The organism is Kitasatospora sp. NPDC087271 (genome assembly GCF_044744605.1).
Classification (GTDB): domain Bacteria; phylum Actinomycetota; class Actinomycetes; order Streptomycetales; family Streptomycetaceae; genus Kitasatospora.
The window spans coordinates 78,687-93,629 of record NZ_JBIUYQ010000018.1; the positions used below are offsets into that span (position 1 = coordinate 78,687).

A 14,943-nucleotide genomic window follows, 5' to 3' on the forward strand; every position below is an offset into this window, starting at 1 on the left:
TGATTCCTCGTCAGGCGTCAGTGGTGCTACCAGAGCACGTCCTACTTTCAGTAGGAAGAGTCCGTGCGATCCGGGCCTGGCGCTCCAATTGTCGGACGGGGTCCGGTGCCTTTCTAAAGGTGCCGGGCCTTGTTTGCTTTTGGGGTGTGGGTTGGTTGGGGTTCGGTGTGTGGGTGTGGGGCTGGTATTGTTCTGGGTGTCGCGAGGGGGATGATTCCTCGTCAGGCGTCAGTGGTGCTACCAGAGCACGTCCTACTTTCAGTAGGAAGAGTCCGTGCGATCCGGGCCTGGCGCTCCAATTGTCGGATGAGGTCCGGTGCCTTTCTAAAGGTGCCGGGCCTTGTTTGCTTTTGGGGAGGCGATCTCCGTGCTCGGCCGGACGACGACGTCGGTGATCCTCTCCTCCCCGGTGGAGCAGCGGGTCCTGCTGCCCTCGGAATAGCCCCGGCCGGAAGCCCGGAAGCCCGGAAGCCCGGAAGCCCGGAAGCCCCGGCCTGGGCCGGGCCGGGGCTCAGGACGGTTGGCGGTCGGAACCGAGTTCGCGGGAGATCCGCAGTCCGGCCTGGGCGACGACGGGGCCGAGGGCGCGGACGCGGGCGGCGGTCATGCGGGAGGTCAGGCCGGAGACCGACAGGGCGGCGGTGACCTCGCCGGCGTGGTCGAAGATCGGTGCGGCGACGCAACGGACCTCGGGTTCGTTCTCGCGGTCGTCGATGGAGTAGCCGCGGGCGCGGATCCGGGCGAGGTCGGCGCGCAGCCGGGTCTCGTCGGAGATGGTCCAGGCGGTGACCGGGCGCAGGCCCGCGGCGACGACCTCGGTGACGGCCTCGTCGGGCAGCCAGGCGAGGATGGCCTTTCCGGTGGCGGTGCAGTAGGCGGGGGCGCGGCTGCCGACGCGGGAGGCCATGCGGACGTTGGTCTCGTCCTCGACCTTGTCCAGGTAGACGATTCCGGGGGCCTGCCAGACGGTCAGGTGGACGGTCTCGCCGGCCTCGCGCTGGAGTCGGCGCAGGTGTTCGGCGGCGACGCTGCGCAGGTCGAGGGTGGAGAGGTAGGCCTGGCCGAGGCGCAGTGAGCCGTGGCCGAGCCGGAACCAGCCGGTCTCGCGGTCGCGGTCGAGGAGGTGCTCGTCGAGCAGCGGGCCCGCGAGCCGCAGCACGGTGCTCTTGTTGAGGCCGAGCGCTTCGGCGAGTTGGGCGAGCGGGACGCCGCGCCCGTCGCTGTGGTCGCGGACGTGGCCGAGGACGGCGAGCGCGCGGCGCAGCGAGGACGACTGGTTGCGCTCGGTCGCGGGTTTGCGCCCGGCGGCCGCGCCCGAGGGCCGTTCGGCCGCAGCGCCGGTGGGTCTGTCGGCCGCCGTGCCCGCGGGCCGCTCGGTCTCCGCGTCGGGCCCCGTCTCCGTCATGGGTGGTCCGTCCCTGTCTCGTTCCGCTGTCGAGTGCCACTGCCGTGTACTGCAGCTGTGTGCTGCCGCCGCGTGCTGCCGGTGTTCCCCCGCTCGACGGCGGCGGTTGTCAGAAGGTACCCGTTCGCGTCCGCAACGCCGCTTCTTCGACACAACGTTGTGCAGTGCAAAACTTCCCGAACCCCCTCTTGTTGGCGCCGATCGCCCGCGCTTAACGTCCCTGCCATCGAGCAGGCGACGCCGCCCCACCCGAACGGTCCGCCCTGCCGTACCCCCGTACCGGCCTGCCCGGGACGCCCCCCAACGCGTCCGGGCCGTCCTCCACCCACACCCACCATCGGCCCCGGTCAGGGCCTGCTTCGACGTACCCGTCCCCAGCGGCGCACGTCTCGGCGGCAACTGTCGGGAGGGGAGGTTCTCCACCCATGCGACTCATCAGACGGACTGCCGCGGCCGCCGTGCTCGCCGCCAGCTGCCTCGCCGCGACCGCCTGCGCGCCGGGCACCGCCGCGCCGGCCGGCGACAAGGCGGCCGACGACCGGACCGGCACCCTCCAGGTCTGGCTGTACAACGAGGCGGGCAACGCGGCCAAGGAGGCCGTGGTCGGCAAGGCGGTGAGCGAGTTCCAGGCCTCCCACCAGGGCGTCACCGTCAAGGTCAGCTACATCGACACCGACGCCTCCGCCCGCGCGGCCAAGATGAAGGGCGCCTTCAACGACCCGGGCAGCGCCCCGGACCTGGTCGAGTTCGGCAACACCGACCTCCCCGGCTACGTCGCGGCCGGTGGCCTCGCCGAGATCGGCGCCGACCTCGACAAGTGGCAGGACAAGGGCGACCTCGACCCGGCGATCGTCAAGACCGCCGTGGTGGACGGCAAGACGTACGGCCTGCCCTGGTGGGTCGCCGTGCGCGCGCTCTACTACCGCAGCGACCTGTTCACCGAGGCCGGGCTGACCCCGCCGACCTCGTACGCCGAACTTGTCACCGCCACCCAGAAGATCCACGCCGCGAACCCCGACACCTTCGGCATCGCCGTCGGCGGCAAGTACACCTTCGGGGCGCTGCCGTTCGTCTGGGACGCGGGCGGCGACATCGCCGCCAAGGACGGTTCCGCGTACAAGGCGGCCATCAACTCGCCCGCCTCGCAGGCCGGGATCAAGCGCTACACCGATCTCTTCGGCGCTGACGGCTGCCCCGCCCAGCAGTGCGCCGACCTCACCGGCGGCAAGACCGTCGACCTGTTCGCGGCCGGCAAGTCGGCGATGGCGATCCTGCCCAACTCCAGCCGAAGCAAGGTCGACGGGGGCCCGGTGAAGGGCAAGTACGGCGTGGTGCCGCTGCCCGGGGAGAAGGCCGGCTCGATCGCCCCGGCGTTCGCGGGCGGCAACAACCTCGGCGTGATGAAGGCGGCCAAGCACCGCACGCTCGCCCTCGAATTCGCCGAACTGCTGGCGGGCCCGGCGTACCAGGAGCAGATGTACGACGCGATGGGCAACCTGCCGACGCTCAAGTCCGTCAGCGGCAAGGTCGCCGCCAAGGACGCCTTCCTGAAGCCGTTCACCGACACCATCGCGGCCGGCACCAGGTTCGTCCCGCTCGACCAGGCGTGGGCGCAGATCGACGCCCAGGCGGTGATCCCGACCATGCTGCAGCAGGTGGTCACCGGCAAGGCGGACGTGGCGAAGGCCTCGGGCGACGCCGCGAACCAGATCACCTCGGCCTTCGCCGCGCACTGACGGCGGCCGCGCACCCGCCTCCGACCCCGGCCCCGCCTCCAACCCCCGTACCAACCCCTGGTTCCGTACCACCTCCTGGTCCCGCACCGACCTCCTGGTCCGCGGAAGAGAGCAGGTCCCGCACGTGTCCGCATCCACCACGACCGCCCCGACGGCGCCGCCTTCCCCGCGCGGGCGCCGTGGGGGCACGGCGCCGGCCGCACCCTCGGGCGGCCGGCGCCGCCGGCCCCCGCTGCTGCTGCTCCTGCCGGCCGCGGTCATCCTGATCCCGCTGGTCGCCTACCCGATCTACCAGCTGGGCCTGCTGTCCGTGCTGGACTTCGGGCAGGCCCAGGCCTCCGGGGGCGCCCCGACCTCCTTCGTCGGCTTCGGCAACTACTCGAAGATCCTGAGCGACGGCCAGTTCTGGTCGGTGCTGCTGCAGACGGTCGGTTTCGCCGCGTTCTGCGTGGTCGCCACCCTGGCCGTCGGCGCGACCCTCGCCGTCCTGCTGACCAAGGTCGGGCGGTGGCCCCGGCTGGTGCTGACCACCGCCGCGATGGCGGCCTGGGCGGCTCCGGCGATGACCGGTTCGACGGTGTGGAGCTTCCTGTTCGACACCAACCTCGGCCTGGTCAACCACACGCTGGTGAAGCTCGGGCTCACCGGCTTCCACGAGTTCAACTGGTTCTACGACAAGTGGACGGCGTTCCTGATCGTCGGTGCCGTCGTGGTGTGGCACTCCTTCCCCTTCGTGATGGTCACCCTCTACGCGGGGATCCGGGCGATCCCGGAGGAGATCATGGAGGCCGCCGCCCTGGACGGCGCCAACACCTGGACGACCTTCCGCCGGATCACCGCGCCGATGCTGCGGCCGATCCTGACCATCGTGGTGATCCAGTCGGTGATCTGGGACTTCAAGGTCTTCACCCAGATCTACGTGATGACCGAGGGCGGCGGCATCGCCGGCCAGAACCTGGTGCTCAACGTGTACGCGTACCAGAAGGCGTTCGCCTCCTCGCAGTACGGGCTCGGCGCGGCGATCGGTGTGATCATGCTGCTGATCCTGGTGATCCCGACGGTCCTCTACATCCGCACCCTGCGACGGACGGGGAACGAACTGTGAGCGCCCTGAACCCCGTCCGGGACTCCCGGACCGGCACCGCCCGGAGCCGCACCACCCGCAACACCCGCGGCCGTTGGCGGCTCGCCGCCAACACCGGCGCGATCGTGCTGGCCGTGGTCACCGCCTTCCCGATCTTCTGGATGGTGCTGTCCGCGTTCAAGCCCAAGGGCGAGGTGCGGTCGCTGGACCCGAAGCCCTGGACGGCGCACCCCACGCTGGAGAGCTTCCGCCAGGTGCTCAGCGTGGACGGCTTCGGCCGGTACTTCGTGAACAGCCTGGTGATCGCGGTGTCGGTGGTGGTGCTCTCGGCCGTCGTGGTGTTCCTGGCGGCGGTGGCCGTGACCAGGTTCCGGTTCAGGTTCCGCACCACCATCATGGTGATGTTCCTGATCGCCCAGATGATCCCGGTCGAGGCGCTCACCATCCCGCTGTTCTTCATGTTCCGCGACGCCGGCCGGTTCGCGCCGGGCATCGGGCTGAACACCCTCGCCTCGCTGATCCTGGTGCAGTTGGCGTTCTCGCTGCCGTTCGGCATCTGGATGATGCGCGGCTTCGTCGCGGCCGTCCCGGTGTCGATCGAGGAGGCCGCGCAGATCGACGGCGCCAGCCGCACCCGCATCCTGTGGCGGATCCTGCTGCCGCTGGTGGCCCCGGGCCTCGCCGCGACCAGCGTGTTCTCCTTCATCGCCGCGTGGAACGACTTCGTCTTCGCGAAGACCTTCATCATCAGCGCCACCCAGAACCAGACCCTGCCGTCCGCGCTGCTGGTCTTCTTCAAGCCGGACGAGAACGACTGGGGCGGCATCATGGCGGCGTCGACGCTGATGACGGTGCCGGTGCTGATCTTCTTCATCGCGGTCCAGCGCAAGCTGGTGTCCGGGCTGGCGGGCGCGGTGAAGGACTGACGCCGGCGGGCGCGGTGAAGGACTGACGCCGGCCAGCGTGGTGAAGGACTGAGGCCGACCGGGGCGGTCGGGCGGGCTCCCCCCGTCCGGCCGCCCTGCGATCGTGCCACGCCGTGCGGCCGGTACCGGACGCCGATCCGCGGGCCCACCGGCGCCGGGCCGTCCTCGGGACGGCGGTTAGGCTTCCGCCATGCCTGGCCGGCACCGGTGGACGGGGCTCCCCTCCCCGGTGCGGCGGCCGACGATCAGCCACCGCGACGGCGGCTCCGCCGCACAGATGGGGAAGACGATGAGCAAGCCCACGAGGACGGCCGCGCAGCCGCCGGCGGCACCCGGTGCCGACAGTCACGACCTGATCCGCGTGCACGGTGCGCGCGAGAACAACCTCAAGGACGTCAGCGTCGAGCTCCCGAAGCGGCGGCTGACGGTGTTCACCGGTGTCTCCGGCTCCGGCAAGAGCTCCCTGGTGTTCGACACGATCGCCGCCGAGTCGCAGCGGCTGATCAACGAGACCTACAGCGCCTTCGTCCAGGGCTTCATGCCGACCCAGGCGCGGCCCGAGGTCGACGTGCTGGAGGGGCTGACCACCGCGATCATCGTCGACCAGCAGCGGATGGGCGCGGACCCCCGCTCCACGGTCGGCACCGCCACCGACGCCAACGCGATGCTGCGGATCCTCTTCAGCCGGCTCGGGCAGCCGCACATCGGCTCGCCCAAGGCGTTCTCCTTCAACGTCCCCTCGATCAGCGGGGCGGGCGCCGTCACCGTCGAACGCGGCGGGAAGACCGTCAAGGAGCGGCGCAGCTTCAGCATCACCGGCGGCATGTGTCCGCGCTGCGAGGGCCGCGGCAGCGTCTCCGACATCGACCTGACCCAGCTCTTCGACGACACCAAGTCGATCTCCGAGGGCGCGATCACCATCCCCGGCTGGAAGACCGACAGCTGGTGGACGGTGGGGATCTACGCGAACTCGGGCTTCCTCGACCCGGACAAGCCGATCCGCAAGTACACCAAGAAGGAGATGCAGGACTTCCTCCACCGCGAGCCGACCAAGGTCAAGGTCAACGGGGTCAACCTCACCTACGAGGGGCTGATCCCGAAGATCCAGAAGTCGATGCTCACCAAGGACCGGGACGCGCTGCAGCCGCACATCCGGGCGTTCGTCGACCGGGCGGTCACCTTCACCGCCTGCCCCGACTGCGGGGGCACCCGGCTCAGCGAGGCGGCCCGGTCGTCGCTGATCGGCGGGACCAGCATCGCCGACGCCTGCGCGATGCAGATCAGCGACCTGGCCGCCTGGGTCCGCGACCTCGACGAGCCGGCCGTGGCGCCGCTGCTCGGGACCCTGCGGCACACCCTCGACTCGTTCGTGGAGATCGGGCTGGGCTACCTCTCGCTCGACCGGCCCTCCGGCACGCTGTCCGGCGGCGAGGCGCAGCGGGTCAAGATGATCCGGCACCTCGGCTCGGCGCTCACCGACGTCACGTACGTCTTCGACGAGCCCACCACCGGCCTGCACCCGCACGACATCCAGCGGATGAACGAACTCCTGCTGCGGCTGCGGGACAAGGGCAACACGGTGCTGGTCGTGGAGCACAAGCCGGAGACCATCGCGATCGCCGACCACGTCGTCGACCTCGGCCCCGGCGCCGGGACGGCGGGCGGCTCGGTCTGCTTCGAGGGCACCGTCGAGGGGCTGCGGTCCAGCGGCACCGTCACCGGCCGCCACTTCGACGACCGGGCCGCCGTCCGCAAGGCGGTGCGCGAGCCGAACGGCACCCTGGAGATCCGCGGCGCGACGGCGAACAACCTGCGCGACGTCGACGTCGACATCCCGCTCGGGGTGCTGACCGTGATCACCGGCGTCGCCGGCTCCGGGAAGAGCTCGCTGGTGCACGGCTCGATCCCCACGGGCGCGGGCGTGGTGTCCGTCGACCAGGGCGCCATCCGCGGCTCCCGGCGCAGCAACCCGGCGACGTACACCGGACTGCTGGAGCCGATCCGCAAGGCCTTCGCGAAGGCCAACGGCGTCAAGCCGGCCCTGTTCAGCGCCAACTCCGAGGGCGCCTGCCCCAACTGCAACGGCGCCGGGGTGGTCTTCACCGACCTGGCGATGATGGCCGGCGTGGCCAGCACCTGCGAGGAGTGCGAGGGCAAGCGCTACCAGGCCTCGGTGCTGGAGTACCACCTCGGCGGCCGCGACATCAGCGAGGTGCTCGCGATGCCGGTGACCGAGGCCGAGGAGTTCTTCGGCACCGGCGAGGCGCGCATCCCGGCCGCGCACCGCATCCTCGCCAACCTCGCCGACGTCGGGCTCGGCTACCTCAGCCTCGGCCAGCCGCTCACCACGCTGTCCGGCGGCGAGCGGCAGCGGCTCAAGCTGGCCACCCACATGGCCGAGAAGGGCGGCGTCTACGTCCTCGACGAGCCGACCACCGGCCTGCACCTCGCCGACGTCGAGCAGTTGCTCGGGCTGCTCGACCGGCTGGTGGACTCCGGCAAGTCGGTCATCGTCATCGAGCACCACCAGGCGGTGATGGCGCACGCCGACTGGATCATCGACCTCGGCCCGGGCGCCGGCCACGACGGCGGCCGGATCGTCTTCGAGGGCACGCCCGCCGACCTGATCGCCGCCCGCTCCACCCTCACCGGCGAGCACCTGGCGGCCTACGTCGGGGGCTGACGGCCCCGGCGGTCGACCCCTTCGGCGGTCGAACCCTTCGGCGGCAGGGCGGTGCCACGCCCCGGGCACTACCCTGCTGCCATGGCGATCCACGGCTTCGGGGCCACCGAGTTCCAGCTCGTGCTGCTGCGCCGGATGGCCGACTTCAACCCGGAACCGGTCGAGCAGGCCGTGCGGCGGCTCTGCGCGACCCGGGCCGCCATGCGGGAGGCGAACAAGCGCTGGCAGGCGATGGTCCGCTCGCCCCGGTTCCCGCGCGGCGCCGACCGCTGCGCCGCCGTCCTCGGCCCGCCGCAGGCGGTGGTGCCGCGCCGGATCGGGGACCTCGCCTGCACCGCGCGGCAGTGGGCGCTGCCGCTCTGGCCGGAGCTGCGCTTCGAGAGCCTGCTCGGTCCGGCGCAGGCAGGGCGGCCGCTGCTGAACGAGTGGCTGGTGCGCGGACCGGACGCCCCGGCGCCCGGGCTGCGCACCCTCGCCGACCTCGCGCCGTGGAGCTGCGTGGTCGCCGACCTGGGCGCCGCGTTCCCGCCCGCCCGGCCGCGCGAGGGCAGCGCGCCGACCCGCTTCCAGCTCGACTTCACCGCCCCGGACGCCGACGGGCGGGCGCGCCGGTGCACCGCCGACTTCACCTGGGGGCTGCTCCAGGAGGTCCGGCCGGACGGTCCTTAGGCCTGGGCCGGGTGGACGGTCCGCCCGCCGACGACCGTGCGCTCGGGCCGCAGCTCGCGCAGCACGTCCACCGGGCAGCTCAGCGGATCGACCGGCCACACCGTCAGATCGGCCAGCGCCCCCGGCCGCAGGCTGCCGCGTTCGGGGCTCTCGCCCATCAGCCGGGCCGCGTGGACGGTGTGCAGCGCGACCGCCTCGGCCCGGTCGACGGCGTGCTCGGGCCCCACCACCCCGGCGGTGGTCCGGCGGGTCGTCATGCCCCACACCGACACCATCGCGCCGTACGGGCCGACCGGGAAGTCCGAGCCGGCGGCCAGCAACGCGCCCTCGTCGAGCCATTCGCGCAGCGGGAAGATCCCGGCGGTCCGCTCCTCGCCCCAGGCCCGCTGCTGGGCGAGCGCGCCGTCGTGCAGCAGCGGGTGCTGCACGGTGACGGGGATGCCGAGCGCGATCGCCCGGGCCCGCTGGTCGGCCCGGGCCAGTCCGCCGTGCTCGACCACCAGCGTGCCGGGCGGCAGGCCGGGGCGCCGGCCGAGCACCTTCTCGAAGACGTCCAGCAGGGTGCGCAGGCCGCGGTCGCCCCAGGCGTGCACGCCGACCCGCCAGCCGCGCCCGACCACCCGGTCGACGGCCGCGACCAGCTCCTTCGGCTCCCAGAGCAGCCGGCCGTGGTAGCAGGGCCGGTCCTGGTACGGCTCCTCCAGCGCGCCGGCCTCGAAGCCGCCGTCGATGCCGAACTTCACCCCCCACAGCCGCAGCAGATCGTCGTCCTCGCCGGCGGCGCGCCAGGCGTCCATCCGGTCCAGCAGCTCGTCGACCTGCTCGGGGGCGCGGGCGGCGAAGCCGGAGACCAGCGCCCGGACCCGGACGGCGAGCGCGCCGGCGGCCCGGGCCGCGAGCAGCACGTCGAGGTCCTCGACCGGGACGAGGCAGTCGCGGACGGTGCCGATGCCGGTGGCGGCGTAGTCGGCGGAGGCGGCGCGCAGGCCGGCCACCCGTTCGGCGAGCGCGGGGCGCGGCAGCACCCGCTCGACCAGTTCGACCGCCTTGTTGACCAGCCGCCCGGTGAGTCGCCCCCGGTCGTCGCGTTCGAGCAGGCCGCCGGGCGGGTCGGGGGTGTCGGCGGTGATGCCGGCGAGGCGCAGCGCGGCCGAGTTGAGCACCATGTTGTAGGCGCCGCGGCGGACCAGGACGGGGTGGTCGGCGGTGGCCTCGTCCAGTTCCGCGGTGGTGGGCAGCCGCTGCTCGGCGAGCAGCACCTCCTGCCAGTTGACGGTGGTGTGGATCCACTGGCCGGGCGGGGTGCGGGCGGCGCGTTCGCGGATCAGGCCGAGGAACGCGGCGAGGTCGCGCGCCCGGTGGACGGGGACGCCGTGGACGCTGTGGCCGGCCAGGATCAGGTGGGTGTGGGTGTCGTCGAAGGCGGGCAGCACCGTCGCGGCGGGGGCGTCCAGGACCTCGGTGGCCGGTCCGACCAGGTCGTCCAGGCCGTGCGGGTCGGGGGACAGGGCGGTGATCCGTGCCCCGGTGACGGCGATCGCCCGCTGTGGCGGCCGGCCGGGGACGAGGGTGTGGACGGCGGCGGCGCGGACGAGGAGGTCGGCGGGGGCGGGGTCGGTCATCGCGGCTCCTGGTGGGGTGGGGCGCCGGCCGACAGGCCGGTGACCTTCTCGACGTGCCGCAGGCTGGGCTCGGCGAGCAGCGCGTGCAGCTCGGTGAAGACGGCCCGCGCGGCGACGGCGTTCCAGTCGGCGGGCAGCAGCGGTTCGGGCAGGCCCGGGTCCAGGTAGGGCAGCCGGCGCCACTGGGTGAGCATCGGGACGTAGTCGCGGAACGCCTCGACCGGGTCGACCCGCGGCCGGCCGCGCAGTTCGGCGGCGACCGGGCGCCAGGCGTCGTCGAAGGCCGCGTACTGCGCCTCGATCGCCGGGAAGTCCCACCAGCCGGCCACCGCGGTGCGCAGTTCGGCGAAGCCCGCGTACTCGGCGGACAGGAACAGGTGCACGTAGGCGCTCAGCCCGAGGCGCTCCAGCAGCCGCCGGGCGTCCGGCAGCAGCCGGGCGGGCGCCAGCCAGACGCCGGGGGCGGCGTTGCCGAAGCCGAGCCAGCTCAGCCGGGAGCGCAGCTGGTGGCGGTGGGCGCGCTCGGACTCGGGCACCGAGAAGACCGCGACCACCCAGCCGTCGGCGAGTTCGGCGGGCTCCAGGCTGTGGAAGATCCGGCGGTCGCCCTCCTCGAAGACCGGGCCCATCGCCGGGGCGAGCCGGTAGCCGGTGCCGTCGCGGCGCTCCTGGAACAGGGTGCGGGCCTTCTTCAGCCGGGAGATGGCCGAGCGCACCGCCGGGCCGTCGACGTCGAGTTCGGCCATCAGCGCGATCAGGTCGGCGATCGAGATCCAGCCGCCGAGGCGGCGCACGAACTCGCCGTACACGGTGTGGATGAGCGAGCTGGGCCGGGTCGTGCTCTCCGACATGGTGCGCCTCCTCCCCGGCAGCTCGTGGTGATCATAGCGGTGGGAGCCCGGCGTCAGGCCTGGGCGTAGGCGCCGGAGAGCAGGTGCCCGGCGCCGGGGGCGACGGCCGGCAGGCCGAGGGCGCGCAGCAGTTGGTGGGCGGTGCAGATCGCCGCCGAGACGACCGGCTTGCCGAGCTGCTGTTCGGCTTCCTCGACGGCGGACAGCGAGGGCAGCTGCACGCAGGCCGAGAGCACCACCGCGTCGGCCTCGGCGTGGGCGAGACGCCGGGCGATGGCGGGGAGCCGCGCCGGGTCGTGGGCGGCCACGTCGAGGTTGTCGGGGATCTCCAGGGCCGCGTAGTCGAGCACCTCGATGCCCTCGTGGGCCAGGTAGTCGACCACGGTCCGGGCCAGCGGCCGCAGGTACGGGGTGACGAGGGCGACCTTCTTGGCGCCGAGCGTGTGCAGGCCGGTCACCAGGGCGCCCGCGCTGGTGACCACGGGGGCGGGGGAGCCGTTCTCGGCGGTGCGCCGGTGCAGGCGCTGTTCGGCCTCGCGGTGGTAGCCGGGGCCGGTGGCCATCACGGCGACCAGGCAGGCGTAGCCGAGCACGTCGACCCGGGCGTCGGAGAGTTCGGCCGCGCAGCGGTCGGACTCGGCGTCCATGGCGCGCAGTTGCTCGGGGGTGACCCTGGTCATCCGCATCCGGCTGGAGTGGAAGGTGAACCGCTCGGGCGCGACCGCCTCGCGGGCCCGCAGCAGGGCGGGGACCTCGGTCTCCATGGTGACGTTGGAGCTGGGGACGATCTGGCCGATCCGGTAGGTGGTCATGGGGTGCTGGGGCTCCTCTCGGGAGCTGGCCGGGGTGGGGTGCTCCGCTCAGCGGGCGTCGACCACCGGGTTGGCGAGGGTGCCGATCCGCTCGATGGTGGCCTCGACCAGGTCGCCGGGCTGGAGGAACTGCGGCGGCACCAGGCCGGCGCCGACGCCGGACGGGGAGCCGGTGGCGATCACGTCGCCCGGTTCGAGGGTGACGCCGGAGGAGATGTCGGCGATCAGGCGGGCGATGCCGAACAGCATGTGGCGGGTGTTGGAGTCCTGCCGCAGTTCGCCGTTGACCCTGAGTGAGAGGTCGAGGTCCTGCGGGTCGGGGATCTCGTCGGCCGTGACCACGACCGGGCCGAACGGCGCGTAGCTGTCCTGCCCTTTGGAGAAGAACCACTGCCCGGAGCGGCGCTGGTCGCGGGCGCTGACGTCGTTGACGATGCTGTAGCCGAAGACGTGCCGCCAGGCATCCCGCTCGGCCACCCGGAAGGCCGGTTCGCCGATCACCACGGCGAGTTCGCACTCCCAGTCGAGCTGCTTGGTCAGGTCGGCGTTGTGCCGGATGGGCTGGCCCGGGCCGGTGACGGCGGTCGCGGGCTTGCTGAACAGCACCGGCCGGTCGGGCAGTTCGCGATCGGTGTCCAGGGTGCGGTGCGATTCGGCGACGTGCTCCACGTAGTTGAGGCCGACGCCGACGATCTTGCCGGGCCGCAGGGGCGCGCGCAGCGAGACCTCGGCGAGCGGGCGGACGGCGGGGTGGCCGGGCCCGGCGTGGGCCAGCAGCGTGCGGGCGGTGGCCAGCGCGGCCTCGCCGGCCCGGACCAGGTCGAGCAGGCCGTCGGGCAGCCGGGCGCCGGCGGCGGTGGCGAGGGCGGTCAGGTCGGCGACCTGGTCGCCGAGCCGGGCGCCGAGGCGCGGGGTCTCGTCGCCGTCCGCGCAGTAGGTCAACAGGTGCATGGTCGGGGCTCCTCGGGGTTGCCGGGCGGTGGTGGGGGGCGTGTCCGGTGGGTCAGGCCGGGCCCTGGTGCCCGTCGTGCGCCGGGTGGGCCTCCTCGCGGTAGAGGCCGAGCGAGTGCATCACCGGGAAGTCGTTGAAGGAGAACAGGCAGGCGTCCTCGCCGGGGTCGAGGTTCGCGTGCTCGTGCCAGGCCCAGGACGGGACGACGAAGACGTCGCCCTGCTGCCACTCGAAGCGCCGCCCGGCGATCACCGAGACGCCGCGCCCCTTGGCCGCCGTGTAGACCACCGAGCCGGTGTGGCGGTGGGCGCGGGTGGCCTGGCCGGGGCGCAGCAGTTGCAGGTGGGCGGCCATGGTCGGCATCACCGGGCCGCCGGTGACCGGGTTGGTGTACTCCATGATGACGCCGTCGTACGGCGATCCCCCGGTGGCGCGGGCGAGTCGGCACAGCGCGTGGTAGCTCGGCTCCCAGGGCCAGCCGAGCAGGGGGGAGTAGGGCCTGCTCCAGGTCTCGACGCCGTACGGGAGGAGGTTGCCGCCGTAGCTCAGCAGCGAGGAGTTCACCACCGGGCCGGGCCGCTGGTACAGCTCCGGGTGGACCTCGTAGAAGTTCGCGTCGAGCATGTTGACCAGCGGGATGTCCAGGCCGTCCTGCCAGATCACCGGGGCGTCGTCGGACTCGTTGCCGTGCTCGTGCCAGGAGTTGTTGGGCGTGATGGCGAAGTCGCGCGGGCCGACCCTGAGCTTCTGGCCGTCCACGACCGTCCAGGCGCCGGTGCCCTCGTGGACGAAGCGCAGGGCGGCGGCCTGGTGGCGGTGCGCGGTCATCGCCTCGCCGGGGCCCATGATCTGGAGGCCGGTGTACAGCAGGCCGACGGCGGCGCTCAGTTCGCGGCGCCCGGGGTTGACCAGCATCACCACCCGGCGGCCGGCGTCGTCGGCCTTGACCAGCGGCAGCGCCTTGCGGACCAGCGGGCGCAGGTCGGCGTAGCGCCAGAGCACCGGCACCGACTTGGGCTGCGGGTACCAGGGCTCGATCTCGTTCGCCACCGTCCACAGGGCGCCGGCCTCGTGCTCGGCCAGTTCCTCGTAGTAGGCGGTGAGTTCGGGGCTGTCGGTGACCCTGGCGCGGCCGGGCTGGTCGTCGTCGTGGTCGGCCGTGCGCCCCTGGTCGGCGGTGCCGTGGGGGTCGGTGGTGCCGTGGCGGTCGGTCGTGCCGTCGTGGCTGGTCATGCCTGCTCCTCCGGGAACACCAGCGGCCGCAGTGGGCGGTTGTCCACGTGCAGCCGGAAGACGTCGAAGCGGTTGTAGTGGCCGACGATGTCGTGCATCTGCTTGGGCTGGATGCACCGGCCGAGGTCGATCTCGGCGTAGACGATGCCCTCCTCGTCCACCAGCGGCTCGCCCACCGGGCGTCCGTCGGGGCCGAAGACGCCGGACAACGCGCTGCGCGGGCGGGCGAGTTGCTTGCGCACCTGGTGGTCGTCGCCGGCGATCAGGTCCACCATCTCGGGCGAGATGGTGGAGCAGGAGACCACGGTGAACAGCTTGCCCTCGAAGCAGTGCGCGGCGGCGCGCAGCGCGATCGCCTCCGCCATGTCGTAGTCCTCGGGGGCCACCGGCAGGGCGATGTAGCTGGCGGCGTGGACGAGTTCGCCCTGGGCCAGCAGGGTGAAGCGGGCCAGGGTGTTGGTGTTCTCGCCGCAGGCGAGCACGCCGAGCGGGCCGACGGCCGTGCGGTGCACCCGCAGGGAGCTGCCGTCGCCGGGCGTCCAGGTCAGCTTCTCGGCCCAGGTCGGCACCAACTTGCGGTGCACGGCGAGGAGTTCTCCGTCCGCGCCGATGATCAGCAGGGTGTTGTGGAGCACCCCGAGGCTGTGCCGGCCGCGTTCGTTGACGCCGATCACCAGCACCACGCCGGCCTGCCGGGCGGCGGCGCGCAGCGTGTCGACGTACGGGCCGGGGACGTCGACGGCGGCGCGGTAGAGGCGCTCGTACCAGGGCGAGCCCTGCACCGGGTTCATCGTCCAGTTCCAGTACGGGTAGCCGGGGACGAAGACCTCGGGGAAGACCACCAGGGCGGCGCCGTGGCCGGCCGCCTCGTGGATCAGGGCGACGGCCTTGTCGACGGTGGCGGCCGGGTCCAGGTAGACGGGGGCGGCCTGGACGGCCGCGGCGGTGAAGCGGGGCAGGTCGGGCATGG

Annotated in this window: 12 protein-coding genes; 5 read left to right on the plus strand and 7 right to left on the minus strand. The window is 72.7% G+C overall.

The annotated features are described in order from the left end of the window. Positions 1-511 precede the first annotated feature (511 nt). Positions 512-1,405: an IclR family transcriptional regulator gene (locus ACIO9K_RS26945; protein WP_079136066.1), complete on the minus strand. Its 894-nt coding sequence runs from the start codon at positions 1,403-1,405 to the stop codon at positions 512-514. A 425-nt stretch (positions 1,406-1,830) separates the two neighbouring features. Between ACIO9K_RS26945 and ACIO9K_RS26950 the strand changes: the two genes are divergently transcribed. The 5 genes from ACIO9K_RS26950 to ACIO9K_RS26970 all read left to right on the plus strand — a co-directional run bounded on the left by ACIO9K_RS26950 (position 1,831) and on the right by ACIO9K_RS26970 (position 8,503). Further along, entirely contained in the window at positions 1,831-3,141 is a 1,311-nt protein-coding gene (locus ACIO9K_RS26950; protein WP_363585231.1) for an extracellular solute-binding protein, read from the plus strand. Positions 3,142-3,265: 124 nt separating this feature from the next. Continuing rightward, a complete protein-coding gene (locus ACIO9K_RS26955; protein ID WP_063350256.1) occupies positions 3,266-4,246 on the plus strand; it encodes a carbohydrate ABC transporter permease in 981 nt (326 codons plus the stop codon). Between the two features lie 5 nt (positions 4,247-4,251). Further along, complete coding sequence (locus ACIO9K_RS26960; protein ID WP_400333896.1) at positions 4,252-5,151, plus strand: carbohydrate ABC transporter permease; 900 nt, start codon at positions 4,252-4,254, stop codon at positions 5,149-5,151. 289 nt (positions 5,152-5,440) lie between these two features. Beyond that, positions 5,441-7,834, plus strand: a complete 2,394-nt coding sequence (locus ACIO9K_RS26965; protein ID WP_363620916.1) for an excinuclease ABC subunit UvrA — start codon at positions 5,441-5,443, stop codon at positions 7,832-7,834. A gap of 81 nt (positions 7,835-7,915) precedes the next feature. Continuing rightward, complete coding sequence (locus ACIO9K_RS26970; RefSeq protein WP_400333761.1) at positions 7,916-8,503, plus strand: hypothetical protein; 588 nt, start codon at positions 7,916-7,918, stop codon at positions 8,501-8,503. Here the strand turns inward: ACIO9K_RS26970 and ACIO9K_RS26975 are convergent. Genes ACIO9K_RS26975 through ACIO9K_RS27000 form a run of 6 tightly spaced genes read right to left on the minus strand, consistent with a single transcriptional unit; the run spans position 8,500 to position 14,941 of the window. Then, positions 8,500-10,125, minus strand: a complete 1,626-nt coding sequence (locus tag ACIO9K_RS26975; RefSeq protein ID WP_400333764.1) for an amidohydrolase — start codon at positions 10,123-10,125, stop codon at positions 8,500-8,502. The genes ACIO9K_RS26970 and ACIO9K_RS26975 overlap by 4 nt on opposite strands. Beyond that, entirely contained in the window at positions 10,122-10,976 is an 855-nt protein-coding gene (locus ACIO9K_RS26980) for a PaaX family transcriptional regulator C-terminal domain-containing protein (protein WP_363620923.1), read from the minus strand. The genes ACIO9K_RS26975 and ACIO9K_RS26980 overlap by 4 nt, the downstream gene beginning before the upstream one ends. A gap of 53 nt (positions 10,977-11,029) precedes the next feature. Further along, complete coding sequence (locus tag ACIO9K_RS26985) at positions 11,030-11,788, minus strand: Asp/Glu racemase (protein ID WP_363620925.1); 759 nt, start codon at positions 11,786-11,788, stop codon at positions 11,030-11,032. Between the two features lie 48 nt (positions 11,789-11,836). Next, on the minus strand, positions 11,837-12,739 hold the full coding sequence (locus tag ACIO9K_RS26990; RefSeq protein ID WP_363620927.1) for a fumarylacetoacetate hydrolase family protein: 903 nt from the start codon (positions 12,737-12,739) through the stop codon (positions 11,837-11,839). A gap of 52 nt (positions 12,740-12,791) precedes the next feature. After that, on the minus strand, positions 12,792-13,973 hold the full coding sequence (locus ACIO9K_RS26995) for a cupin domain-containing protein (RefSeq protein WP_363620929.1): 1,182 nt from the start codon (positions 13,971-13,973) through the stop codon (positions 12,792-12,794). Beyond that, positions 13,970-14,941: a carbon-nitrogen hydrolase family protein gene (locus tag ACIO9K_RS27000; RefSeq protein ID WP_400333770.1), complete on the minus strand. Its 972-nt coding sequence runs from the start codon at positions 14,939-14,941 to the stop codon at positions 13,970-13,972. The genes ACIO9K_RS26995 and ACIO9K_RS27000 overlap by 4 nt, the downstream gene beginning before the upstream one ends. Between the last annotated feature and the right edge of the window lie 2 nt (positions 14,942-14,943).